We start from the raw sequence: 25,142 nt of genomic DNA on the forward strand, positions 1-25,142 counted from the left end.
TAGACAAAAGGGAGTGACGAAATTCGCCAGCTCCTCTCATTCTTTCATGTTGATGCTATTCTAGCAAAAAAGAGGAATCTTGTCAAAGAAGTATTTTATCTTAAAATCCTATCTTTGCCTATAAGTAGGTGCATGAAAAGGCTTTTTATGATAAAATGAAAGGAGAACTCTTAAAAGGAGGAGAAGATGAAGAAACAAACCATCGCTGTCTTGGGTCCTGGTTCTTGGGGAACTGCCCTTTCGCAGGTTCTAAACGATAATGGACACGAGGTTCGAATTTGGGGAAATATTTCTGACCAGATCGATGAAATCAATAACCAACATACAAACAAACGCTATTTCAAAGACATCCTACTCGACGAAAACATCAAGGCCTACCATGACTTGGGAGAAACATTGAAAAATGTAGACGCTGTTTTATTTGTTGTCCCAACAAAAGTAACGAGACTGGTTGCCCAACAAGTAGCAAAGGTACTCGATCACAAGGTTGTCATCATGCATGCCTCCAAAGGCTTGGAACCAGATAGTCACAAACGCCTATCAACCATTCTGGAAGAGGAAATTCCAGCTGACCTCCGTAGTGACATCGTCGTTGTTTCAGGACCTAGCCACGCTGAGGAAACCATTGTACGCGACATTACCTTGATCACTGCAGCCTCTAAAGACCTTGAAATTGCTCAGTACGTTCAAAATCTCTTTAGCAATCACTACTTCCGCCTCTATACCAATACAGATGTTATCGGGGTTGAAACCGCTGGTGCTCTCAAAAACATCATCGCAGTTGGGGCGGGTGCATTACATGGTCTAGGGTTTGGCGACAATGCCAAGGCAGCCATCATCGCACGTGGCTTGGCAGAAATCACCCGTCTAGGGGTCGCTCTTGGAGCTAATCCTCTGACTTATAGCGGTCTTTCTGGAGTTGGTGATTTGATCGTAACGGGGACATCTGTCCACTCTCGTAACTGGAGGGCAGGTGACGCTCTCGGTCGTGGAGAATCTCTCGCAGACATCGAAGCCAACATGGGCATGGTCATCGAAGGCATTTCAACGACTCGAGCAGCTTACGAATTAGCTCAGGAATTAGGTGTCTACATGCCAATCACACAAGCCATTTACCGAGTCATCTACGAAGGTGTCAATATCAAAGAAGCAATCACTGACATCATGAACAATGAATTTAAAGCAGAAAACGAATGGTCTTAGACCCTTATAGAAAGGAACATTATGAAACAAAAAGTCAGAAAAGCAGTCATCCCTGCCGCTGGATTGGGAACTCGTTTCCTCCCTGCAACTAAGGCCTTGGCCAAGGAAATGTTACCAATCGTAGACAAACCTACCATCCAATTTATCGTTGAAGAAGCCCTCAAATCTGGAATCGAAGATATCTTGGTTGTTACAGGTAAGTCAAAACGTTCTATTGAGGACCATTTCGACTCAAACTTCGAATTGGAATACAACCTCAAAGAAAAAGGGAAAACAGATCTTTTGAAGCTAGTTGATGAGACAACTGGCATGCGCCTGCATTTTATCCGCCAAACTCATCCACGCGGTCTCGGAGATGCTGTTTTGCAAGCCAAAGCTTTCGTCGGAAATGAACCTTTTGTCGTGATGCTTGGGGATGACTTGATGGATATCACTAATGAAAAGGCTGTTCCGCTCACCAAACAACTCATGGATGACTATGAACATACCCACGCGTCTACTATTGCTGTCATGCCAGTCCCTCACGATGAGGTATCTGCCTATGGAGTTATTGATCCACAAGGCGAAGGAAAAGACGGTCTTTACAGCGTTGAAACCTTCGTTGAAAAACCTGCGCCAGAAGACGCTCCTAGTGACCTTGCTATTATTGGACGCTACCTCCTCACACCTGAAATTTTCCAAATCCTCGAAAATCAAGCTCCAGGTGCAGGAAATGAAATTCAGCTGACAGATGCAATCGATACCCTCAATAAAACACAACGTGTATTTGCTCGTGAGTTCAAGGGAGCTCGTTATGATGTCGGAGACAAGTTTGGCTTTATGAAAACATCCATCGACTACGCTCTAAAACACCCACAAGTCAAAGATGATTTGAAAGATTACCTCATCCAACTCGGAAAAGAGTTAGCTGAGGGGAAATAGAAGAAAAACAAAGCTCTTAATTAAGGGCTTTTTTGTTGAAGCTTGCAATAAAAAAAGCCATCTTTGCAGATGACTTATTAGCAACCGAATCGGTGCTTGCATTTAACTATTCCATCCCTACACATAGCTCATTCCCTTATAGAAAAGGAAAACGGCTAGTGCGACAAAAAGTACAGTTGCTCCGATTCGCTGGCTGGTACTGTACATCCTTCTCTCCCATTTGACTGGAAAGATGACTGCTAGAAAAGCACCGCCTACTGCGCCACCAATATGCCCTGCTAGGCTGATTCCTGGAATCAGAATACTTCCAATGATATTTATCACGAAAAGCGTCAGGTAGGATTGCCCTAACTGCTGGATATAGGGGTTGCGAGTTGCGTAGCGCAAGACGATAATCGCAGCAAATAGTCCGTAAAGAGAAGTGGACGCTCCTGCTGCTAGGACTTTCGGTGTGAAAGCAAAAACAAAGAGGTTGCCCATCATTCCTGATAAGATATAAAGAAAAAAGAACTGCCTGGATCCGAAAATCTCCTCCACCTGTCGCCCAAGAAAGTAAAGTGAAATCATATTGACAATGAAATGCTCCCATCCAATGTGCACAAATATAGCCGAAAATAGGCGCCAAATCTGCTCTGGGAACAGGCGAATGATCGGTCCATACATAGCTCCAAACTGAAAAAGAGTTTTTACTTGATCAAAGTTGATACCCGTAGTAATCAGCATCAAGAGAAATACCAAAGCTGTCACTAGGAGGAAAAAACTCGTCACAGGGTAGCGTTTATCAAAGATTTCCTTCATAGATTAGCACCTCCTGGACGGGAATATCGTGATCTTCCGAGTTGAAATTCTGGATTTGACAAGGATAGATTGTGCTCATAGTATGCCCAGCAAAATTCTCCAGATAGCGGTCGTAGTAGCCTCCACCATATCCAATCCGATAGCCCTCTGTTGTAAAAGCCAAGCCCGGAACATGAATTAAATCAATCTGAGACGGTTCCACCACTTCCAAGTCTCCTTGCGGTTCCAGTAAACCAAAGGAAGTTTTTACCAACTGCTGCGGATCATAGACCACAAACTCCATGCGCCCCTTGGGATAGGTTTTGGGTATCAGAACCTTTTTGCCCTCCTTCAGCGCCTGCTTGATCAATCCTTGCGTTTGAAATTCATGAGGGAAGGAGAGATAGGTTGCGATGGTTTTGGCTTCTTGGTAAAAGGAGTGATTCAAAAATCGTTCTGTTAAAACTCGATCCATAGCCTGTTTTTGCTTCTGAGATAAAGCCTTCATTTCTTGCAAGACTTGCTTGCGTAGTTCTGCTTTCATAGACAACACCTCTACTCCGCCGCCTTCTTTTGAAGAAAGCTAGAGACCGCTTCCACCCCGATGGCTAAGGCCTCTTCCTTAGGACTCATCTGAGGATGATGAAGGGCGTAGGGACTATCAATACCTAGCCAGAACATAACGCCATCAACTTTTGAAAGGAGGTAACCAAAGTCCTCACCTGTCATAGCAGGCTCTATATCAGTCAATTCAATTCCCTCTTTTTCTTCAAAGAAGTCCATCAGTTCACGCGCCAAGGCTGGATTGTTCTCAACAGGCAGGTAGCCCCCTTGTTTGAGTTCCACTTCTACTTCCATACCAAAGGCTGCCGCAACTCCTTCTGCGACTGTTTTGACTCTCTTTTGTACCAAAAGGCTCATTTCCTGGGTCAAGGCGCGAATAGTTCCATGTAAAAAAGCTGTGTCTGTGATGACATTGTTGGTTGTTCCAGCTTGGAAAAGGCCAAAGGTCACCACCGCTCCCTCGATGGGGTTGACATTGCGGCTGACAACTGACTGCACTTGGGTTACAAAGTAACTAGCAGCCACCAAGGCGTCATTGGCTTCATGCGGAAAAGCTGCGTGTCCTCCTTTTCCTTTGAAACGAATTTTCACCTCACAGGTCCCTGCAAAGAGAGTGTGTGTATTGGTCGCAATCTGTCCGACCTTCAGATCCGGACGAACATGAAGGCCATAGAATTGGTCTGGTAGCCAGTCCCCAAAAGCGCCGTCCTCATACATGAGCATCCCACCAGCTTCATTTTCTTCAGCAGGCTGAAATAGAAAGAGCAGATTATTCTTGGGTTGTCCCTCAAGTGCACGCTCGAGACAGCCTAAGGCAATGGTCATATGAAAATCATGGCCACAGGCATGCATGCGACCTTGGTGCTGAGAGGCAAAAGGCAGTCCTGTTTGTTCGACGATAGGCAGGCCATCAATATCTGTTCGCCAACCAATGGTTCGTTCCGGCTGACTTCCCTGCAAATAAACCAAAATACCTGTCCGCCAAGTACGAACTTGAACAAAGTCCTTGCCCGCAGTCAATTTCTCAATCACATCCAGCAAATAAGCCTGAGTCTCGAACTCCTCCAAGCCAATCTCTGGAATCTGGTGCAAATCTCGTCGAGTCTGAATCAAATCTAACATCTATCGATCCTCCTTTTGATAGAAGAAAGAGGCTGGAAAAAGGGTTCCGCCTCTTTTTTACTTTTGCAATTACAAGGTACGAAGCGCATCCTCAAGCGCTGTTTTTTGTTGGGTTTGGGCATCAATTTCTTTGATGATACGAGCTGGAACACCTGCTACTACAACGTTTTCTGGAACATCTTGGGTAACAATAGCTCCTGCTGCAACAACTGAACCACTGCCGATTTGCACCCCTTCGATAACCACTGCATTAGCACCGATAAGAACATTGTCTCCGACACGGACTGGATCTGCACTAGCTGGCTCAATCACACCCGCCAAAACTGCACCTGCACCAACGTGACTGTTTTTCCCAACGATAGCACGGCCACCAAGGATGGCACCCATATCAATCATGGTTCCTGCACCGATTTCAGCACCGATATTGATAACTGCTCCCATCATGATAACAGCATTGTCACCGATTTCCACTTGGTCACGGATAATAGCACCTGGCTCGATACGAGCGTTGATAGCACGTTTATCTAGCAAAGGAACTGCCGAATTACGAGCATCTTGCTCGACAACATAATCTTGATTTTCTACCAAACCTTCGAGAAGCGGAGCGACGTCCTTCCAGTCTCCGAATAAAACATTTCCTAATTTGACAACAGAGCTAGGTAGAGCAGTTGCGAGTTGTCCTTCAAAGGTTACTTTGACACTGGTTTTCTTTTCAGCATTGGCGATAAATTGGATAATCTCTTGAGCGTTCATTTTTGTAGCAGTCATAGGCGCCTCCTGGTTCGTTATAATGATACCTATTCTACCAAAAAAGGCCTCAAATTTGAAGCCTTAAGCACTCGAACAGAACATTTTACCTTTCCTTCGTTTCCTCTATTGATAAGAAAACCATTGGGACGATAATCAAAATCATAGCCAAAGCTAGAAAACCATCCAAAACCATACCTAGAAATAGCACACTTAACAATGCGGAAGATAAAGGTTCACTGGCACTCACAACTGACACAACTAACGGTGAGACGAGTAGCACAGCCTTCATCGAAAGGAAAAAAGCAAAAGCCGTCCCAAACACAGCAATAGTAAAACAAATCAAAAGGCTCGTCACATCAAGTTGGAAGGTAATCTGATGAATAGGATAAAGAAAATTGCTAAAAACACCTGCTAGCAACATCCCCCAACCAACGGTTGGCACAAAACCATAGTCACGTGCAAAACGCTGAGGCAGGATAACGTTGAACATAACCCCTACAGCACTGAGGAGTCCAGTGATCAAAGCTAAGGGAGTCATGGACAACTGGGACAAATCTCCTTTTGTGGCCATCAAAAAAACACCTAGCATGGCAATCAAAACATAGAGAATGGCTGTGATAGAAGCCTTCTTTTGATAGACGATACGATTATAAAACAAGATAAAAACTGGACTGATAAATTGCAAAATCGTTGCTGTCGTCGCATTGGAATACTCAACACAGAGATAAAAGAAAAACTGCACAGAAAAAATACCTAGAATAGCATAGGCTAAAAAAGGCAGATAATTTTTCTTGTCCCGCCAGATATCCAATAACTGGGTGCGTAACTGAAAGGCTGATAAAACTAAAACCAAACTCCCTGCCACTAGCAAGCGCATGGAAGTGATCCAGCCAGACGACACCTGATAATGGGCGAAAAAATATTCTCCTAAAATACCACAAATTCCCCAAATCAGACCTGACAACAGTGAATATAGAGTTCCCTTAAAAATCTTCTTTTGATACTTATTCATTCTCCTATTGTAACACGAAATGAAAAAAGAAAAAAGTAGCATGAAAAAATATTATTGAATGAATCATGCTACTTTTTTATTCTATCGATTTGATTGATTTGAGCGAGTTGATGAGCTTGTTCCCGAACTGCTACTTGAGCTTGGGAGAGTTGGGGTAGGAAGAGTGGGTAAACTTCCTAAAATGCTCTTCCAAGCATTTTGATAATCGGCATCGCTCCCTCCGATGGCAAAGCGGTAAGTGGTTACTGGCGCCCCTTCTTTAGTAGCCCAATAGCTCGTTACTGTAGAACCTGAAACGGTGACTTCTTTGCCATTGATTGTGACCTTGCCAGGTTTCTCTCCTGTCGATTTGAGGACTTGAGACTTGGTCACGCTTGGATCTAGACTAAAGCGCTCATTTCCCCATATGCCAGGTTCGGCTTGCTGGATAGCATTGACCAAGTGAGCCATATAGTTGGCATTTCGGTAGTGGCCTGCTCCTTTGGCTAGTGGTCGGTTGTCGTCGTGACCTAACCAGCCACCCAAAGTCAAGCGAGGTGTAGAAAGCATGAGCCACATATTTTCATCTTCATTGGTCGTACCAGTCTTTCCAATCCAGTCGGCACGAGCCAGACTTGGGTTGATAGAGGCCAAATCAGTCTGAAAGCTTGACGTAACTCGAGATGAAATGACATCACGAAGTAGACTTTGCATGATGGTCGCTGTCGCTTTTGAATAAACTTGTACAGGTTGACTTTTATGTTCATAAATCACTTGTCCCGTCGTCGATTCGATCTTGGCAATCATATGTTTCTTGTGGTAGACCCCATTATTAGCCAAGGTCTGATAACCATTGGTATGCTGGGCGACTGTAACATCAATCCCCCCACCCATCGGCAGACTTTCAATGCCATATTCTGGGATTTCATAACCCATTTTTTCCATATAACCCTTGACATCAACACCCTTCTCCCGAAGCGTACGATAAGTCCAGTAAGCTGGGATATTCCATGAGTAGTTAAGGGCTTCTCCCAATGTCATCATCCCTGTACCAGGACTATTGACATACATGATGGGATTGCCGTTTGCAAAGTTTGTCGGATAGTTAGACAAGATACTTGCGCTTCCCATCAAACCTTGGTCAATCGCGATACCATAGGCCAGTATAGGCTTAGTGGTTGAAGCTGGAGAACGCTTGGTGTCAATAGCGTGATTGTTCTGATTTTCTTGGTAATTACGACCACCAACAAAGCCAAGAATGGCTCCTGTTTGGTTGTCCATGAGGACATTCCCTACTTCGGGCTGGCCTGTCGAATCATCTAGCAGATAGCCGTAGGTCGCAACCGCATTTTGCATTGCGGTATGAACGTTTTTATTGATAGTTGTCGTAATCTTATACCCACCATTCTCAATTTCCTTGGTTGCTAGGTCATGATAAGCTTTCTGGATGGACTCATTCTTTAACTCTTGAGCAGAGACATGATCTCTCTCAACTAGATAATCATACATCCGATCTGTAGCTTCTGCCAAGGTTGCAAAGTAAAGATAGTCGCGTGAGCTTCCGTTGACACTACCTGATGGTAGAAAATCTTGCTTAAAGTCATAATCTCTGTACTTATCGTACTCTTCCTGACTTAGAGCCCCTGTCCGGTACATGTTGTAGAGGACATCCTTGGCACGCTTAATCCCCAAAGCCATGTCCTCATCACTCTTCATGCTACCATCAGATTCATAAGGAGAATAACTGATTGGACTCTGTGGCAATCCTGCGATAAAGGCAGCTTGAGGGACCGTTAAATCCGAAGCATTGACCCCAAAGATTCCTTCTGCAGCCTGTTGGGCACCTGCAATATTTTGACCTTTGTGATTGCGGCCAAAAGGAGCAATGTTAAGGTAGGTTGTTAAAATCTCATCCTTACCCATAACCCGTTCTAAAGCTAGAGCATCTATGATTTCTGTCGCCTTACGAGCTAGAGTGGGAGCATCCCCTACCACTTGCTGCTTGATAACCTGCTGGGTCAAGGTCGAACCACCACTGGACGACCCTAGACCGACAAAGGTTCCCAAGGTCGCACGAATAACGGCCTTAGGCACAACTCCCTTGTGCTCATTGAAATGCTCGTCCTCTGTCGCAATGATAGCCTTTTTAAGATTATCTGATATAGCATCCGAAGCTACTGAAGTTCGCAACAAATCGCCCTCAATCGAAGCAATGGTACTACCGTCAGAATAAGTGATTTCTGAGATAGAGGCAATATCCTTCACTTGCTTGACCAGTTCTTCTGTTTGAGGAACTTGAGCCTTGTCAAATAGAGCGACGCCATAGCCCATAGCCACTCCAGCGCCAAACATGCCACCGATAAGGCCTAGGATAAAGAGAGTGTTGAAGGTCACTTTAAAAGCACTCAAAATCTTAGCCAAAATAGACCCAACCCTTCTGACTTTGTCAGAAGAAGCCACTTTCTTATTGATCTTTTTACTTGCTTGTTTTTTCTTCCATTTGACAGATAGTTGCTGGAAAAATTGCAGCAACTTTGTTTTTAATTCATTGTTTCTTTTTTTCATGAATGTCCTCACTTTCTTTATTATACCATAAAAGGGAAACTTTCAATAAAATAGCCACTTTCTTCCCTATTCCACTAGGCTATTGACCAAGTTTGTGATACAATAGGTAGAAACAATATTTTATAAAGGAGAAAAGACACATGCACATTTTTGATGAGCTAAAAGAGCGTGGTTTGATTTTTCAAACGACTGATGAAGAAGCTTTGCGTAAAGCCCTAGAAGAAGGTCAAGTTTCTTATTATACTGGCTACGATCCAACTGCTGACAGCCTTCACCTCGGTCACCTTGTCGCAATCTTGACAAGTCGTCGTTTGCAACTAGCAGGTCACAAACCTTATGCGCTCGTTGGCGGTGCTACTGGTCTCATCGGAGATCCGTCCTTCAAAGATGCTGAGCGTAGTCTCCAAACAAAAGACACAGTAGATGGCTGGGTCAAGTCTATCCAAGGACAACTTTCTCGTTTTCTTGACTTTGAAAATGGTGAAAATAAAGCTGTCATGGTCAACAACTACGACTGGTTTGGCAGCATCAGCTTCATTGACTTCCTCCGTGATGTCGGAAAATACTTCACTGTCAACTACATGATGAGTAAGGAGTCTGTGAAAAAACGGATCGAGACAGGGATTTCTTACACAGAGTTTGCTTACCAAATCATGCAAGGGTACGACTTCTTTGTCCTTAACCAAGAGCACAACGTAACGCTACAAATCGGTGGTTCTGACCAGTGGGGAAATATGACCGCAGGTACCGAATTGCTTCGTCGGAAGGCTGACAAGACTGGTCACGTGATCACTGTGCCACTCATCACAGACGCAACTGGTAAGAAATTTGGTAAATCAGAAGGAAACGCAGTCTGGCTCAATCCTGAAAAGACTTCCCCATACGAAATGTACCAATTCTGGATGAACGTCATGGATGCTGACGCCGTTCGCTTCTTGAAAATCTTTACTTTCTTGTCACTGGATGAGATCGAAGACATCCGTAAACAGTTTGAAGCGGCGCCACACGAACGCTTGGCTCAGAAAGTCTTGGCTCGTGAAGTCGTGACACTTGTTCACGGCGAAGAAGCCTACAAGGAAGCCCTCAACATCACCGAGCAACTCTTTGCTGGAAACATCAAAAACCTTTCTGTCAAAGAACTCAAACAAGGACTTCGTGGAGTGCCAAACTACCAAGTAAAAGCAGACGAAAACCACAATATCGTGGAACTCCTCGTGTCATCTGGTGTGGTGAATTCAAAACGCCAAGCCCGTGAAGACGTCCAAAACGGAGCTATCTACGTCAACGGCGACCGTATCCAAGACCTTGACTATGTCTTGAGTGACGCAGATAAGTTAGAAAACGAACTCACTGTTATCCGCCGCGGGAAGAAGAAATACTTTGTGTTGACTTACTAAATTGTTAAACATTTACCTATAAACAAAGGAGTTACCCTCGAGAAAGGTAACTCCTTTTTGCTGTGAATAGTCCCCACCTATCCCTTAATAGACAGGCTACGCAGGACTATGCGTAAGGTTGTTAGATTATGTAGGATAGAGAGGTTTGAAGGACTGAGCCAATTAAACAAGCCAAAGCCAATCAAACTACTATTTACGACAACGGTATCTTGAATATTCTTCTTGATGAGTGTTTGCAAAGATGATGATAGCCAATCCAACTCTTGGAAGAAATCCAAACGATTATCTAACAATAAGATATCGCTCATCTGCTTAGAAATATCTGCACTCTCATTCATCACCACACCGATATCTGATAGGGTTAGAGCCGCTGAGTCATTCAATCCATCTCCAACCATCAAAATCGTGTGACCTGCTTTCTGCAGTTCCTCTACTAACTCAAATTTCCCATCAGGTTTCAAGTCTGTATAGACCTGATCAAAGGGCAAATCTTTGACTAATTCCTCTGTCCTAACCAAGGTGTCCCCTGTTGCCAGAATCAATTTTTTCCCTTGTGCCTTAAGTTTCTCCAAGGCTGCTTTTGCTTCTTTTCTCAAAGGAGTATGAATGCAGAACATTCCAATCAATTCATTCTGATAAGCCAAGAATAAGAGATTGTAGTGACTCTTGTACTCTTCAATTAAAGCATTTTGTTCTGAACTGATATGAATCTGCTCATCCTGCATCAAGACATAATTCCCAATAAGAACTGGTTGGCCATCTATATGAGATTTGATCCCCTTGCTTGCAATATATTGGAGTTTCCCATGCATTTCCTCATGTTCAATTCCCTCTATCTCAGCTTGCTTGACGATGGCATTAGCAATAGGATGATAAATGTGTTCCTCAAGACAGGCACTGATTCTGAGAATATCTTCCTCACTATAGTCCCCAAAAGGTAACACCTTTTCAACTATAGGATAACTAGTTGTGATTGTTCCCGTCTTATCAAACAAGAAAGTATCAACTTCCAGATATTTCTCCAGAACATCCCCATCCTTAATCACCATTTCACGGTTCAACCCCTCCTTGATAGCTGTCAAATAAGCTACAGGAGTAGAGATTTTCAAAGCGCAGGAGAAATCGACTAATAGGAAAGAAATAGCCTTAGAAAAAGAACCTGTTAATAGGTAAGTTAGCCCAGCCCCCAAGAAATTATATTTGACGACCTTATCCGCCATCTTGATGAAATAGCGTTGTTTCGTTTTCTTGTTTTCTTCAGATTTCTTCATTAACTCAATCAGTTGTAAAATCCGGCTGTTCATCTGATTATCGGTTACACGAATGCGTAACTCTCCAGTTTCTAATACTGTATTTGCACAAACCAAATCAGACTCTCTTTTTTCAACTGGAAAACTCTCTCCCGTCAAGGAACTTTCGTTGACCATACCTAAACCTGAAACTACTTGTCCATCAAACAGAATTTCATTTCCTTGAGATAGGACCAAGACATCTCCTATTTGAACATCGGAACTCTTGATACTAACAACCGTATCGCCCTGTACTAAGAATACGTCGCTCTCTTTTGCAAGAAGGCTTTGTTCTAAATCTGTTGCAGTTTTTTTCAAAGACCACTGATCTAAATGATTCCCCAAATCAAGCATAAACATGATATTGCTAGCTGTCTTGGATTGGTTCATAAACAAGGACAATAAAATCGCCGAACAGTCCAAGACTTCCATCGTTAGTTCCTTACGCGCTAGTGTTTGATAGGCTTCTCTAATATAACCCAAAGCCTGATAACAAGTCCATATATAGCGAATAGGATACGGCACAAAACTACGAAAAAGTACACGCTTAATCGCTGCACCTGAAACAATAGAATAAGCACTCTCTTCTCTACGAATGGGAAGAGTCATCAACTCAGAAACTTTCCCTTTATCAATTCTTTTTAAAAAGGCTTCTGCATTATCTAATACAGAAAAGCCTTCTTTTATGCGTAGAGTAAAGTGCTGTTGATCCATGTAAAACTGGATAGACTCAATCCCCTTTTCATCTCTCGCCAAGGAACGAAGATAGTCTTGAATATCCAAGGTGAGTGAAAAAGAAGATGATAGTCGGATATGTTGGTATCCTCTATGTAGCACTTTAAAAGACATATTATTCTCCTATAAGGCTATCTAATTGCTCTTCTTTTTTCTCTTGCTCGTACAAATATTTGGCATCTTGCAAGACATCGTCTCCATGTTGTTTCACAACAGAAACAGATGCATCTAGCCCGTCTTTCAACTTGTAAGCCTTAGCCAAAGCTTTAGAATAACCTTTTTTAGCTTCCTTACTTGCCAAGATTTTCAAACCAAGGGTACCAAATGCGACACCACCCAAAAAGAGTGATGATTTTTTCGCAACTTTTGCAACGGTTAATACTTCTTTTAACATACTTATTTCCTCCTTATCATTATTATATAGAAATTTAGATATAAAAGCAATTTTATTCTATAAATTGGAGAATTAGTTTTATTTCTACTGAATCTCCCATCTACTTATTTCTAAAGTTGCTTTCATTTGCCTCTTTTGATACACTTAAACTATGAATACAAACCTCAAACCCAAACTTCAGCGTTTTGCTTCTGCGACTGCCTTTTCCTGCCCTATCTGCCAAGAAAATCTGGCCTTGGTAGAGTCTAGCCTCAAGTGTAGCAACCGCCATTCTTTTGATCTGGCAAAATTCAGCTATGTCAACTTGGCTCCGCAAATCAAGCAATCTGCCAACTACGACAAGGAAAACTTCCAAAACCGCCAGCAAATTCTTGAAGCTGGTTTTTATCAGGCTATTTTAGAAGGTATCTCGGACTTACTAACAACTAATCCATCCGCAAAAACAGTCTTGGATATCGGTTGTGGCGAAGGTTTCTACTCTCGTAAACTCCAAGAAAGTCACTCTGACAAAACCTTTTACGCCTTTGATATTTCAAAAGATTCCGTTCAAATCGCTGCCAAAAGCGAACCAAACTGGGCGGTCAACTGGTTTGTCGGCGACCTGGCTCGTCTTCCTATAAAAGACGCCAGCATGGATATCCTGCTTGATATCTTCTCGCCTGCCAACTATGGGGAATTCCGTCGCGTTTTATCCAAAGACGGTATTTTGATCAAGGTCATCCCAACTGAAAATCACCTCAAAGAAATCCGTCAAATGGTGCAGGACCAGCTGACAAAGAAGGATTATTCCAACCAAGATATCAAAGAACATTTCCAGGAACATTTCAGCATCCAATCTAGTCAGATTGCTTCCTTAACAAAACCTATCTCGGCTGAGCAACGCCAAGCCCTGCTTGCCATGACGCCCTTACTCTTTCACGTTGACCATACCAAGATTGACTGGAGCCAACTGACAGAGATTACCATTGAAGCAGAGATTCTAGTTGGGAAAGTACGGTAAACAAATCTTTCAGATAAGACAAAAACCCGCACCTCTTCTTGAGGTGTGGGTTTAAATCGCGATTTTTCAACTGTCTATCCGAAAAGTGGAAAAAATTTTAACCTCTCCATTTATTTTCGATTCGAAATGACAAATTTATCAATGAATAATAAGTGAAATGAGGCAAGTGTAATCCCCAAATAGCACCCATGATAAGAGATTTCTTGATGGGTAAGTGGAAAAAGAGTACGATTCCCCATCGAGAGTGATGACAAAACCACAAATAGTATCCAAAATAAATCAGTCCATTTATATTTTGAAAAATATTTTTTCCACATAAAAACACCTTCTTTCTTCACCACAATGCTATTATAATACAAATTATAAGCGGATACAAGAAATACGAGGCCATCAACTACGAAGAATCATGAGACTGAAATACAGTAAAAAGCAGTATTTCTAAAACTTCAACGTATCTATGATTTATCTCTTTTTAGACCTGATTGGCTAAAATCCACATCATTCAAAAAAGCGAATTTCAATTGAAATTCGCTTTTTTTACAAAGTGATTAGTATAAATTTTGTATCTTAGTTCAAGTGCCAGATATCTTCGTTGTACTGAGCGATTGTACGGTCAGATGAGAAGAATCCTGCTTTGGCAATGTTAACGATGACTTTATCCAACCATGCGTCGCGGTCTTCGTAGTCAGCAAGCATTTGCTCTTTGACTTTAATGTAGTCTTCCAAGTCAAGGAGAGTCATGAACCAGTCTTTGTTGATCAATTCGTTGTAAAGACGTTCCAAGCGTTCTTTCTTACCTACTGCAAGAACAGCATCGCTCACAATGAAGTCAACCAAAGGTTTGATAGCTTCACGAGCATAGAATTCGCTTGATTTGTAAGCTGCTTTTGCGTAAAGGTCGATAACAGTTTCTGAATCTTCACCAAAGATATAGATGTTTTCGTCGCCAACCAACTCAGCGATTTCCACGTTAGCACCGTCCATAGTACCAAGAGTCAAAGCACCGTTCAACATGAATTTCATGTTACCAGTACCTGAAGCTTCTTTAGAAGCAAGTGAGATTTGTTCTGAGATGTCACATGCTGGGATCAAGAAGCTTGCTGCAGTAACGTTGTAGTTTTCAACCATTACGACTTGCAAGTGTGGAGCTACAGCTGGGTCGTTAGCAATCACTTCTGACAAGCAAAGGATCAAGTGAATGATGTCTTGAGCGATTGTGTAGGCAGGAGCAGCTTTACCACCGAAGAATACTGTGATAGGACGAGCAGGGATGTTACCAGCCTTGATATCAAGGTATTTGTGGATCACATACAAAGCGTTCATTTGTTGGCGTTTGTACTCGTGAAGACGTTTGATTTGGATGTCAAAGATAGAGTTTGTATTGATTTCCACACCTTGGTGTTCTTTCAAGTGACGAGCCAATTTACGTTTGTTGTGAGCCTTGATGCTTTCCAATTTTTCTTTAACAGCAGCCTTGTCTTCGTATGACAAGAGTTTTTCAAGCTCATCTGCTTCATGGTGCCAACCATGTCCAAGAATCTCATCCAAGTAGTGAGACAAGCTTGGGTTAGCATGCATGAGCCAACGACGGAATGTGATACCGTTTGTTTTGTTGTTGAATTTTTCTGGGTAGATGTCGTAGAAAGCTTTCAACTCTGAGTTCTTCAAGATTTCAGTGTGAAGAGCTGCAACCCCGTTTACACTGTATCCGTAGTGGATATCCATGTGAGCCATGTGAACACGTCCGCTCTCATCGATGATTTGAACAGCTGGGTCTTTGTATTCTGCCTTCACACGACGGTCCAATTCTTCGATGATTGGTACCAAGTGAGGAACCACTTCTTCCAAGAATTCAAGAGGCCATTTTTCAAGGGCTTCAGCAAGGATTGTGTGGTTAGTGTAGGCAGTCATGCTACGTACGATTGAGATTGCTTCATCAAGCTCGATACCTCGCGCAGTCAAGAGACGGATCAATTCAGGAATCACCATTGATGGGTGAGTATCGTTGATTTGTACAACAGCGTAGTCTGCAAGGTCATGCAAGTTGCTTCCTTTTTCGATTGCTTCGTCGATGATCAATTGCGCACCGTTTGAAACCATGAAGTATTGTTGGAAGATACGGAGCAATTCACCTTGCTTGTCGCTATCGTCTGGGTAAAGGAAGAGAGTCAAGTTGCGAGCGATATCTGTCTTGTCAAAGTTGATACCATCTTCGATGATAGAAGAATCAACTGAATCCAAGTCAAACAAACGCAAGCGGTTTTTAGTAGCTGTCTTGTAACCAGGTACATCAATATCATAAAGGGTAGATGTCAATGTGAAGTGTGCAAATGGCACTTGGTAGCTACGGCTTGAGCGTACCAACCAGTTTTGCTCTGTCAACCAAGCGTTAGGAATTGTTTCTTGTTGGTTGTTTTTAAGAACTTGTTGGAAAAGACCGAAGTGGTAGTTCAATCCAACACCGTCACCATTCAAACCAAGTGTAGCGATTGAGTCGATAAAGCAGGCTGCCAAACGTCCCAAACCACCGTTACCAAGTGATGGTTCCAATTCTACTTCTTCGATTTCGATCAACTCTTTACCTGCAGCTGCAAGCTCTTTTTTAACTTCGTCATAAAGACCAAGGTTAATCAAGTTGTTTGACAAGAGTTTACCGATCAAGAACTCAGCTGAGATGTAGTAAACCTTTTTCTTACCAGTGTTAACTGGTTTTTGGCTGCTTGCAAGCTTGCTGTAGTTAAGAAGAGCAAGGTAAAGCTCTTCATTGCTACATTCTGCAATGGTTTTATTGTAACGTTTTTGTACAAATTCGTTTAATGGTAACATGTTTATGTGTCTCCTGATAATGTCTTATTTCTTTAATTCTACCAAATTTTCATTGATTCGGCGATAAATTGTAGTCAAGTCAAGCAAAGTTTCTTCAACAGCTGGTGTGAGTTGGTCTGCTGTCATACGCCATGACCAGTTTCCGCCAAGAGTAGATGGGAAGTTCATACGAGCTGACTCATCTAGTTCTAGCAAGTCTTGCATAGTTGCAATAGCCATGAAGCTAACAGATGAAAAGACTGTGCGAAGCATTGCGTGTGGCACTGTTTCGTACTCTTTACGGTTCGTGTAACGAGCCATGTATTCACGAGTTGGATCGTCGATTTCATTACGGTACCAACCAAGAACAGTGTTATTATCGTGTGTTCCTGTGTACATAACAGAGTTGGCAGGTGCCAAGTGTGGGCTATCGATACTTTCATCTTCTGGGTTGAAGGCGAATTGAAGAATCTTCATTCCTGGGAAGCCAGTACGTTCACGCAACTCGATGACTTCATCTGTCATGAAACCAAGGTCTTCTGCGATGATGTTTAGCTCACCAAGCTCTTCCTTAACGGCTGCAAAGAGTTTGTAGCCTGGACCTTTCACCCATTTACCAGGTGCTGCTGTATCGGAACCAGCAGGAATTTCCCAGTAAGATTCGAAACCACGGAAGTGGTCGATACGAACGATATCGTAGATCTTGAAGCTTTCGCGCAAGCGTTCAACCCACCATTTGTAACCGTCTTTGTCCATTGCTTCCCAGTCATAGATTGGGTTGCCCCAAAGCTGACCAGTTGCAGAAAACTCATCTGGTGGGCATCCTGCGATGCAAGTTGCTTTACCATTGGCATCTGTCTTGAAGAGGTGTGGATTTGCCCACATGTCGCTTGAATCTTCCGCTACGTAGATAGGCATGTCCCCAACGATTTCGATGTGGTTATCGTTAGCGTAGGCTTTCAATTTCAACCATTGTTGGAAGAAGAAGTATTGTGTCACACGGTGGTAAACCAACTTGTCTGCCAATTTCTCACGGTAGCTTTCAAGCGCTGAAGCTTTACGGGCACGAGCATCTGCATCTGGCCATTCTGTCCAAGCAAGATTGTCAAAATGCTCTTTGATCGCCATATACTCAGCGAAGAGTTCAAGCCATGATTGGTTGTCTTGAGCAAACTTCTCAAAATCTTTGACATCTCCCACTTCCAAGAAGCGTTTAACTGCTTTTTCTAAAAGCGGACGACGTGCATAATAAATCTTCGCATAATCAACTTCAGATGCATCGCTACCAAAGTCAACACCTTCAAGGTCACTGGCTTCGAGCAAGCCTTGCTCTACCAAGATATCAAGGTCGATAAAATGCGTATTTCCAGCAAAGGCTGAGAATGATTGGTATGGAGAATCTCCATAGCTTGTTGTCCCAAGAGGGAGGATTTGCCAGTAACGTTGCTTGGTACGAACCAAGAAATCAACGAAATCATAGGCGCTTTGGCCAAATGATCCAATCCCGTATGCTCCTGGTAGAGAAGAGATGTGCATCAACACACCACTCTGACGTTTTTTCATAATAGCACCTCATGTATTTTTGTAATAAAACGTTGCGCAATTCAAGGCGCAAACGTTTGCGTCAGTTTAAGTATAACGTATTTCAAAAACAAATGCAAGCGGTTTTAGAAACTTTTTTTGATTTCTTTTTCTTTGGATGAATCTTGGTTTCACTGTTATTTTATGAAATGAACACTTTTCTTATAAAGTTTTTATAATTTAAGATAGTCGGAACTAAAAATACTCTCATTTTTGCTAAAAAATCAGCCTAATCAATGCAATCGTTTCCCTTAGACATTTTCAAAGCGAGAAAAACTAAAAGTTGAAGTTTTCTCCTATATAAAGGCATTGATAAAAATTTGAAACCTTAAAATTTTTTTAAAATTTTTTCTAAAAACGCTTGCAACCGTTTTCTGATTGTGCTATACTAGTCCCATAAAAGAAAACGTTTGCGTTTTCTCATTAAATTATTTTTGTTATTCTTTAGGAGGAATACACTATGTCATCTAAATTCATGAAGAGCGCTGCTGTGCTCGGAACTGCTACTCTTGCTAGCTTACTTTTGGTAGCTTGCGGAAGCAAAACTGCTGATAAAGCAGCTGATACTAGCTCATCTGAAGCAAAAGAAATCACTTTCTACGTTGAAGATCAATACAAAGCCTACGCTGAAAAAGTTGCTGCAGCTTATGAAAAAGAATCAGGAACAAAAGTTAACATCAAATCTGGTGACCAAATGGGTGGTCTTGACAAACTTTCTCTTGACAACCAATCAGGTCAAGCTGCTGACGTTATGATGGCACCATACGACCGCGTAGGTAGCCTTGGTACTGACGGACAACTTTCAGAAGTGAAATTGAGCGACGGCGCTAAAACAGATGATAAAACTAAATCTCTTGTAACAGCTGCTGACGGTAAAGTCTATGGTGCTCCAGCTGTTATCGAATCACTCGTTTTGTACTATAACAAAGACTTGCTGAAAGAAGCTCCTAAAACATTTGCTGATTTGGAAAACCTTGCTAAAGACAGCAAATACGCCTTCGCTGGTGAAGATGGCAAAACTACTGCCTTCCTAGCTGACTGGACAAACTTCTACTACGCATACGGACTCCTTGCTGGTAACGGTGGTTACGTATTCGGACAAAACGGTAAAGATCCTAAAGATATCGGACTTGCAAACGAAGGTTCAATTACAGCTATCAACTATGCTAAATCTTGGTACGAAAAATGGCCTAAAGGTATGCAAGATACTGAAGGAGCTCCAAACTTAATCCAAACTCAATTCCAAGAAGGTAAAACTGCTGCTATCATTGACGGCCCTTGGAAAGCTCAAGCATTCAAAGATGCTAAAGTAAACTACGGTGTTGCGACTATCCCAACTCTTCCAAACGGAAAAGACTACTCAGCATTCGGTGGTGGTAAAGCTTGGATCATCCCATCAAGCACTAAGAATCTTGAAGCTGCACAAAAATTTGTAGACTTCCTTGTATCAACTGAACAACAAAAAGCGTTCTACGACACTACAAACGAAATCCCAGCTAATACTGAAGCTCGTACTTATGCTGAAGGCAAAAAAGATGAGTTGACAACAGCCGTGATTGAACAGTTCAAGAACGCTCAACCAATGCCAAACATCTCACAAATGTCAGCTGTTTGGGACCCAGCTAAAACAATGCTCTTTGAAGCTGTAAGTGGTAAGAAAGATGCGAAAACAGCTGCTAACGATGCTGTAACATTGATCAAGGAAACAATTAAACAAAAATTTGGTGAATAATTGATTTGTTCAAGGGGGGTGGAAGCAAAATCCCCCTTTGAATATATAGATACGCCTATTATCATACGAACGTATCTTACGATCGAATCCGAGTTTTATCTCGCATCCTATGAAAGGAGTAATCATGGAAAAACAACAGCCTCGCAAAGCAGCCTTGCTGTCAATCATTCCTGGTTTAGGACAAATTTATAACAAACAAAAAGCTAAAGGATTGGTTTTCCTTGGTGTTACCGTTTTATTTGTTCTGTATTTTCTAACACTTGCAAGCCCTGAATTGAGCAATTTGATCACACTTGGTGACAAACCTGGTCGTGATAATTCACTTTTCATGCTGATTCGTGGTGCCTTCCACTCTATCTTTGTTGTCGTTTACCTACTCTTTTATATCTTTAATATCAAGGACGCACATACGACTGCTAAACGTATCAACGACGGTATTCCTGTAGCTCGTACCTTCAAGGATATGATTAAAGGTATTTATGAGAATGGATTCCCATACCTTTTGATTATCCCATCGTATGTAGCGATGACATTTGCAATTATCTTCCCAGTTATCGTAACCTTGATGATTGCTTTTACCAACTATGACTTCCAACACTTGCCACCAAACAAATTGTTGGACTGGGTTGGTTTGACTAACTTCACAAACATCTGGAGCTTAAGTACCTTCCGTTCAGCCTTTGGTTCCGTTCTTTCTTGGACCATCATCTGGGCCTTGTCTGCTTCTACTTTGCAGATTGTGATTGGTATCTTCACCGCTATCATTGCTAACCAACCATTTATCAAAGGAAAACGTATCTTTGGTGTTATTTTCCTTCTTCCTTGGGCTGTTCCAGCCTTCATCACTATCCTGACATTCTCAAATATGTTTAACGATAGTGTTGGTGCCATCAACACTCAAGTCTTGCCTCTTTTGTCTAAGGTCCTTCCTTTCCTAGATGGAGCTCTTATCCCTTGGAAAACAAATCCAACTTGGACGAAGATTGCCTTGATTATGATGCAGGGTTGGCTGGGATTCCCATATATCTACGTTTTGACCTTGGGTATCTTGCAGTCTATCCCTAACGACCTCTATGAAGCGGCTTACATCGATGGTGCCAATGCTTGGCAAAAATTCCGCAACATCACTTTCCCTATGATTTTGGCTGTTGCGGCACCAACATTGATCAGCCAATACACCTTCAACTTTAACAACTTCTCTATCATGTACCTCTTCAACGGTGGAGGTCCTGGTAGCGTTGGTGGTGGAGCTGGTTCAACTGATATCTTGATCTCATGGATTTACCGTTTGACAACAGGTACATCTCCTCAATACTCAATGGCGGCAGCTGTTACCTTGATCATCTCTATCATTGTCATCTCAATCTCTATGATCGCATTCAAGAAACTACACGCATTTGATATGGAGGACGTCTAAGATGAATAACTCAATCAAACTCAAACGTAGACTGACTCAAACCCTCACTTACCTCTACTTGATTGGCCTATCAATTGTCATTATCTATCCACTTTTGATTACCATCATGTCAGCCTTTAAAGCAGGTAACGTCGCAGCCTTTAAACTAGATACTAACATCGACTTCAATTTTGATAACTTTAAAGGACTCTTTACTGAAACCTTATACGGTACTTGGTATCTCAATACCTTGATTATCGCCTTGATTACCATGGTTGTTCAAACAAGTATCATCGTACTTGCTGGTTATGCTTACAGCCGTTACAACTTCTTGGCTCGTAAACAAAGTTTGGTCTTCTTCTTGATCATCCAAATGGTGCCAACTATGGCCGCCTTGACTGCCTTCTTCGTTATGGCACTTATGTTGAACGCCCTTAACCACAGCTGGTTCCTCATCTTCCTCTACGTCGGTGGAGGTATTCCGATGAATGCTTGGCTCATGAAAGGTTACTTTGATACCGTGCCAATGTCTCTTGACGAATCTGCGAAACTAGATGGTGCAGGACACTTCCGTCGCTTCTGGCAAATTGTTCTCCCACTTGTTCGCCCAATGGTAGCTGTACAAGCTCTCTGGGCCTTCATGGGGCCTTTCGGAGACTACATCCTCTCTAGTTTCTTGCTTCGTGAGAAAGAATACTTTACTGTTGCCGTCGGTCTCCAAACCTTCGTTAGCAATGTGAAAAACATGAAGATCGCCTACTTCTCAGCAGGTGCTATCCTCATCGCGCTTCCAATCTGTATTCTCTTCTTCTTCCTACAAAAGAACTTTGTTTCAGGACTTACAAGTGGTGGCGACAAGGGATAATCTATCCCCGCCACCCTTTTTCATTTTGGATCTTGTTTCTAAAGTTGAAAGATTAGACTCAAGACGACAAATAGTAATAAGAGCCGCTTTTCAATAAGCACTTTATCTACTAGACTTGAAATAAAGTACATTTCTCTATATAATATTACTCATATAGAAAACACTTTTAGAAAGATGCCTATGCTTCCATATCCATTCTCGTATTTTACTAGTATCTGGGGATTTCGTAAGCCCCTGTCAAAACGTTTCGGACTCAACTGGTTTCAACTCCTCTTTACTAGCATTTTCCTCATCAGCTTGTCTATGGTTCCAATTGCCATTCAAAACAGCTCACAGGAAACGTATCCATTGGATACGTTTATAGATAATGTCTACACACCCCTGACAGATGAAGCTATCATGGACTTGTCAGAGAATACGCAGATAGTAGATGGAAAACTGAGCTATTCTGGGACTAAAAATCAGCAAGCTTCCCTTCTGATTGGACCAAGCCCAAGCAAGGAATTGCCAAAGGATTTGCAACTTCATTTTGATACGGAAGAACTCGTCATCAGTAAGGAAAGTAAAGAGCTGACTCGTATTCGCTACCACGCCATTCAAACGGAGAGTTTCCAAAGTAAGGAAGCTTTAACCCAGGCTATTTCTAAAGACTGGTACCAACAGAACCGTGTCTATATCAGTCTCTTTCTCGTCCTTGGTGCTAGCTTCCTCTTTGGATTGAATTTCTTCATTGTCTCTCTTGGAGCTAGTCTTCTCCTTTATATCACCAAAAAATCACGCCTCTTTTCATTTAGGAGCTTTAAAGAGTGCTACCATTTTATCTTGAACTGTTTAGGATTACCAACTCTGATTACACTTATTTTGGGACTTTTTGGCCAAAATATGACAACCCTTATCACTGTACAAAACATTCTTTTTGTTCTGTATCTGGTCACTATTTTTTACAAGACACATTTCCGTGATCCAGATTATCATAAATAGGAGATTTTTATGCCCGTTACGATTAAAGATGTGGCCAAGGCTGCAGGTGTCTCACCTTCAACCGTAACCCGCGTTATTCAAAACAAATCAACGATTAGTGATGAAACCAAAAAACGAGTTCGCAAGGCAATGAAGGAACTCAACTACCATCCCAATCTCAATGCTCGTAGTCTAGTTAGCAGCTATACTCAAGTTATCGGTTTGGTATTGCCTGACGACTCAGATGCCTTCTACCAAAATCCTTTCTTCCCATCTGTCCTACGAGGGATCGCCCAAGTCGCATCTGAAAACCACTATGCTATTCAGATCGCAACTGGTAAAGATGAGAAGGAACGTCTCAATGCCATTTCTCAAATGGTCTATGGGAAACGTGTCGATGGTCTAATCTTCCTCTACGCTCAAGAAGAGGATCCACTAGTGAAGCTCGTAGCGGAAGAACAGTTTCCTTTCCTCATCCTTGGAAAATCCCTCTCACCCTTTATCCCACTTGTCGACAATGATAATGTCCAAGCCGGTTTTGATGCAACTGAGTATTTCATCAAAAAGGGCTGCAGCAGAATTGCCTTTATTGGAGGAACCAAGAAACTTTTCGTTACACAAGACCGTCTAAAAGGTTACGAATTGGCACTCAAACAACACCAACTTTCGATTGATACTAACCTGACCTACTTTGCAAATGAATTTCTAGAAGAAAAGGGGTATCAATTCAGCAAACTCCTGTTTAAGCATGATCCGCAGATTGATGCCATCATCACAACCGACAGCCTTTTGGCTGAAGGGGTTTGTGATTACATCAGTAAGCATCAGTTAACTGTTCCTGTCTTGAGTTTCGACTCTGTCAATCCTCGACTCGACCTAGTAGCCTATGTTGATATCAATAGTCTTGAACTTGGACGAACATCATTTGAAACAATTTTGCAGATTATCAATGACGCGAAAAATAATAGACAGATTTGTTACCGTCAGTTGATTGCCCACAAAATTATCGAAAAATAAATACCAGCTCCAGTGAACTGCACCCCAAAAGTTAGACAGAAAAAATCTAACTTTTGGGGTGTTTTTATTATGAAATTGAGTTATGAAGATAAAGTTCAGATCTATGAACTTAGAAAACAAGGATATAGCTTAGAGAAGCTTTCAAATAAATTTGGGATAAACAATTCTAATCTTAGATACATGATTAAATTGATTGATCGTTACTATTCTCCTGAATTAAAACAAGAAATGATTAATAAAGTCTTACATGAAGGCTGGACTAAAGATAGAGTTTCTCTTGAATACGGTCTCCCAAGTCGTACGATACTTCTTAACTGGCTAGCGAAATACAAGAAAAACGCGTATACTATTGTTGAGAAAACAAAAGGGAGACCGCCTAAAATGGGACGTAAGCCAAAGAAGAAACCTGAAGAACTGACAGAATTAGAACGTCTTCAAGCAGAAAATGAGTACCTGAGAGCGGAGAATGCCATTCTAAAAAAGTTGAGAGAACTCCGATTGAAGGAGGAAAAAGAGACAGAAGAAAAACGGAAATTGTCCGAGGATTGGTAACAGAGTTTTCTTTAGACATTCTCCTAAAGATTATTAAGCTTGCCCGTTCAACCTATTATTACCACTTAAAACAGCTAGATAAACCAGATAAGAATCAAGATATTAAAATTGAAATTCAGTCAATTTATCATGAGCATAAAGGAAATTATGGTTATCGTCGGATTCACTTAGAACTAAGAAATCGTGGTTATTCGGTCAATCATAAAAAGGTCCAACGTCTGATGAAAGTACTTGGTTTAGCGGCTCGAATTCGTCGGAAACGGAAGTATTCTTCCTACCAAGGAGAGATTGGCAATAAAGCAGAGAATCTTATTCAGCGCCAATTTGAAGCAGCCAAAACAATGGAAAAGTGCTATACGGATGTGACTGAGTTTGCCATTCCAGCAAGTACTCAAAAGCTTTACTTATCACCAGTTTTAGATGGCTTTAATAGCGAAATTATCGCCTATAATCTTTCTTGTTCTCCTAATTTAGAACAAGTGAAAGCTATGCTGGAGCAGGCCTTTACAGAGAAATACTATGAGAA

Annotated in this window: 20 protein-coding genes and 1 pseudogene; 10 read left to right on the forward strand and 11 right to left on the reverse strand. The window is 41.9% G+C overall.

Features of this window, described 5'->3' with window-relative positions:
• Positions 1-186: 186 nt before the first annotated feature.
• Both MK403_RS09000 and galU read left to right on the forward strand, forming a co-directional pair.
• The gene (locus MK403_RS09000; RefSeq protein WP_000745031.1) at positions 187-1,203 is read left to right on the forward strand and encodes an NAD(P)H-dependent glycerol-3-phosphate dehydrogenase; all 1,017 of its coding nucleotides are present in this window, start codon (positions 187-189) and stop codon (positions 1,201-1,203) included.
• Between the two features lie 21 nt (positions 1,204-1,224).
• Complete coding sequence (gene galU / locus MK403_RS09005; RefSeq protein WP_000811026.1) at positions 1,225-2,124, forward strand: UTP--glucose-1-phosphate uridylyltransferase GalU; 900 nt, start codon at positions 1,225-1,227, stop codon at positions 2,122-2,124.
• Positions 2,125-2,241: 117 nt separating this feature from the next.
• Here galU and MK403_RS09010 read toward each other — a convergent pair whose 3' ends face one another.
• The 6 genes from MK403_RS09010 to pbp1b all read right to left on the reverse strand — a co-directional run bounded on the left by MK403_RS09010 (position 2,242) and on the right by pbp1b (position 8,893).
• On the reverse strand, positions 2,242-2,922 hold the full coding sequence (locus MK403_RS09010) for a rhomboid family intramembrane serine protease (protein WP_000658468.1): 681 nt from the start codon (positions 2,920-2,922) through the stop codon (positions 2,242-2,244).
• Positions 2,906-3,445 carry a 5-formyltetrahydrofolate cyclo-ligase gene (locus MK403_RS09015; RefSeq protein ID WP_000642765.1) on the reverse strand — a complete coding sequence of 180 codons (540 nt, stop codon included), beginning with the start codon at positions 3,443-3,445 and terminating at the stop codon, positions 2,906-2,908. Before MK403_RS09015 ends, MK403_RS09010 begins: the two co-directional genes overlap by 17 nt.
• A gap of 11 nt (positions 3,446-3,456) precedes the next feature.
• Positions 3,457-4,587: an N-acetyldiaminopimelate deacetylase gene (locus MK403_RS09020; protein WP_038806484.1), complete on the reverse strand. Its 1,131-nt coding sequence runs from the start codon at positions 4,585-4,587 to the stop codon at positions 3,457-3,459.
• Positions 4,588-4,656: 69 nt separating this feature from the next.
• Entirely contained in the window at positions 4,657-5,355 is a 699-nt protein-coding gene (gene dapD / locus MK403_RS09025) for a 2,3,4,5-tetrahydropyridine-2,6-dicarboxylate N-acetyltransferase (protein WP_000127455.1), read from the reverse strand.
• 85 nt (positions 5,356-5,440) lie between these two features.
• Positions 5,441-6,349, reverse strand: coding sequence for a DMT family transporter (locus MK403_RS09030; protein ID WP_001046351.1), 909 nt, complete (start codon positions 6,347-6,349; stop codon positions 5,441-5,443).
• Positions 6,350-6,430: 81 nt separating this feature from the next.
• On the reverse strand, positions 6,431-8,893 hold the full coding sequence (gene pbp1b, locus MK403_RS09035) for a penicillin-binding protein PBP1B (protein WP_268709633.1): 2,463 nt from the start codon (positions 8,891-8,893) through the stop codon (positions 6,431-6,433).
• Positions 8,894-9,033: 140 nt separating this feature from the next.
• Between pbp1b and tyrS the strand changes: the two genes are divergently transcribed.
• Positions 9,034-10,290 (forward strand): tyrosine--tRNA ligase, encoded by a 1,257-nt coding sequence (gene tyrS, locus MK403_RS09040; RefSeq protein ID WP_268709634.1) that lies wholly within the window; start codon positions 9,034-9,036, stop codon positions 10,288-10,290.
• A gap of 77 nt (positions 10,291-10,367) precedes the next feature.
• Here tyrS and MK403_RS09045 read toward each other — a convergent pair whose 3' ends face one another.
• A complete protein-coding gene (locus tag MK403_RS09045; RefSeq protein WP_000008775.1) occupies positions 10,368-12,428 on the reverse strand; it encodes a heavy metal translocating P-type ATPase in 2,061 nt (686 codons plus the stop codon).
• Between the two features lies 1 nt (position 12,429).
• Entirely contained in the window at positions 12,430-12,708 is a 279-nt protein-coding gene (locus MK403_RS09050) for a DUF6110 family protein (RefSeq protein WP_000910910.1), read from the reverse strand.
• Between the two features lie 151 nt (positions 12,709-12,859).
• Between MK403_RS09050 and MK403_RS09055 the strand changes: the two genes are divergently transcribed.
• Positions 12,860-13,708 (forward strand): putative RNA methyltransferase, encoded by an 849-nt coding sequence (locus MK403_RS09055; protein WP_268709635.1) that lies wholly within the window; start codon positions 12,860-12,862, stop codon positions 13,706-13,708.
• A 110-nt stretch (positions 13,709-13,818) separates the two neighbouring features.
• Here MK403_RS09055 and MK403_RS09060 read toward each other — a convergent pair whose 3' ends face one another.
• The 3 genes from MK403_RS09060 to malQ form a co-directional block, all read right to left on the reverse strand.
• Positions 13,819-14,025, reverse strand: a complete 207-nt coding sequence (locus MK403_RS09060) for a hypothetical protein (protein WP_009013759.1) — start codon at positions 14,023-14,025, stop codon at positions 13,819-13,821.
• 250 nt (positions 14,026-14,275) lie between these two features.
• Entirely contained in the window at positions 14,276-16,534 is a 2,259-nt protein-coding gene (gene glgP, locus MK403_RS09065; RefSeq protein ID WP_084856257.1) for a glycogen/starch/alpha-glucan family phosphorylase, read from the reverse strand.
• A gap of 24 nt (positions 16,535-16,558) precedes the next feature.
• Complete coding sequence (gene malQ / locus MK403_RS09070; protein WP_049501519.1) at positions 16,559-18,076, reverse strand: 4-alpha-glucanotransferase; 1,518 nt, start codon at positions 18,074-18,076, stop codon at positions 16,559-16,561.
• 478 nt (positions 18,077-18,554) lie between these two features.
• On the opposite strand from malQ, the gene MK403_RS09075 reads away from it, so the two are divergent.
• The 6 genes and pseudogenes from MK403_RS09075 to MK403_RS09100 form a co-directional block, all read left to right on the forward strand.
• A complete protein-coding gene (locus MK403_RS09075) occupies positions 18,555-19,826 on the forward strand; it encodes an extracellular solute-binding protein (RefSeq protein ID WP_268709636.1) in 1,272 nt (423 codons plus the stop codon).
• A gap of 124 nt (positions 19,827-19,950) precedes the next feature.
• Positions 19,951-21,243, forward strand: a complete 1,293-nt coding sequence (locus MK403_RS09080; protein ID WP_268709637.1) for a sugar ABC transporter permease — start codon at positions 19,951-19,953, stop codon at positions 21,241-21,243.
• A 1-nt stretch (position 21,244) separates the two neighbouring features.
• Positions 21,245-22,087 carry a sugar ABC transporter permease gene (locus MK403_RS09085; RefSeq protein WP_001065641.1) on the forward strand — a complete coding sequence of 281 codons (843 nt, stop codon included), beginning with the start codon at positions 21,245-21,247 and terminating at the stop codon, positions 22,085-22,087.
• Between the two features lie 180 nt (positions 22,088-22,267).
• The gene (locus MK403_RS09090) at positions 22,268-23,068 is read left to right on the forward strand and encodes a DUF1189 domain-containing protein (RefSeq protein WP_268709638.1); all 801 of its coding nucleotides are present in this window, start codon (positions 22,268-22,270) and stop codon (positions 23,066-23,068) included.
• 9 nt (positions 23,069-23,077) lie between these two features.
• The gene (locus MK403_RS09095) at positions 23,078-24,064 is read left to right on the forward strand and encodes a LacI family DNA-binding transcriptional regulator (protein WP_084925290.1); all 987 of its coding nucleotides are present in this window, start codon (positions 23,078-23,080) and stop codon (positions 24,062-24,064) included.
• A 69-nt stretch (positions 24,065-24,133) separates the two neighbouring features.
• Positions 24,134-25,142 (forward strand): annotated as a pseudogene (locus MK403_RS09100) (IS3 family transposase); the annotation flags it as partial.

It is taken from the genome of Streptococcus oralis (assembly GCF_026782285.1).
GTDB classification, from domain to species: domain Bacteria; phylum Bacillota; class Bacilli; order Lactobacillales; family Streptococcaceae; genus Streptococcus; species Streptococcus oralis_CG.

Coding starts and splice junctions, on each gene's coding strand:
- MK403_RS09000 (WP_000745031.1), top strand. CDS start 187: ATGAAGAAACAAACCATCGCTGTCTTGGGTCCTGGTTCTTGGGGAACT.
- galU (WP_000811026.1), top strand. CDS start 1,225: ATGAAACAAAAAGTCAGAAAAGCAGTCATCCCTGCCGCTGGATTGGGA.
- MK403_RS09010 (WP_000658468.1), bottom strand. CDS start 2,922: ATGAAGGAAATCTTTGATAAACGCTACCCTGTGACGAGTTTTTTCCTC.
- MK403_RS09015 (WP_000642765.1), bottom strand. CDS start 3,445: ATGAAAGCAGAACTACGCAAGCAAGTCTTGCAAGAAATGAAGGCTTTA.
- MK403_RS09020 (WP_038806484.1), bottom strand. CDS start 4,587: ATGTTAGATTTGATTCAGACTCGACGAGATTTGCACCAGATTCCAGAG.
- dapD (WP_000127455.1), bottom strand. CDS start 5,355: ATGACTGCTACAAAAATGAACGCTCAAGAGATTATCCAATTTATCGCC.
- MK403_RS09030 (WP_001046351.1), bottom strand. CDS start 6,349: ATGAATAAGTATCAAAAGAAGATTTTTAAGGGAACTCTATATTCACTG.
- pbp1b (WP_268709633.1), bottom strand. CDS start 8,893: ATGAAAAAAAGAAACAATGAATTAAAAACAAAGTTGCTGCAATTTTTC.
- tyrS (WP_268709634.1), top strand. CDS start 9,034: ATGCACATTTTTGATGAGCTAAAAGAGCGTGGTTTGATTTTTCAAACG.
- MK403_RS09045 (WP_000008775.1), bottom strand. CDS start 12,428: ATGTCTTTTAAAGTGCTACATAGAGGATACCAACATATCCGACTATCA.
- MK403_RS09050 (WP_000910910.1), bottom strand. CDS start 12,708: ATGTTAAAAGAAGTATTAACCGTTGCAAAAGTTGCGAAAAAATCATCA.
- MK403_RS09055 (WP_268709635.1), top strand. CDS start 12,860: ATGAATACAAACCTCAAACCCAAACTTCAGCGTTTTGCTTCTGCGACT.
- MK403_RS09060 (WP_009013759.1), bottom strand. CDS start 14,025: ATGTGGAAAAAATATTTTTCAAAATATAAATGGACTGATTTATTTTGG.
- glgP (WP_084856257.1), bottom strand. CDS start 16,534: ATGTTACCATTAAACGAATTTGTACAAAAACGTTACAATAAAACCATT.
- malQ (WP_049501519.1), bottom strand. CDS start 18,076: ATGAAAAAACGTCAGAGTGGTGTGTTGATGCACATCTCTTCTCTACCA.
- MK403_RS09075 (WP_268709636.1), top strand. CDS start 18,555: ATGTCATCTAAATTCATGAAGAGCGCTGCTGTGCTCGGAACTGCTACT.
- MK403_RS09080 (WP_268709637.1), top strand. CDS start 19,951: ATGGAAAAACAACAGCCTCGCAAAGCAGCCTTGCTGTCAATCATTCCT.
- MK403_RS09085 (WP_001065641.1), top strand. CDS start 21,245: ATGAATAACTCAATCAAACTCAAACGTAGACTGACTCAAACCCTCACT.
- MK403_RS09090 (WP_268709638.1), top strand. CDS start 22,268: ATGCTTCCATATCCATTCTCGTATTTTACTAGTATCTGGGGATTTCGT.
- MK403_RS09095 (WP_084925290.1), top strand. CDS start 23,078: ATGCCCGTTACGATTAAAGATGTGGCCAAGGCTGCAGGTGTCTCACCT.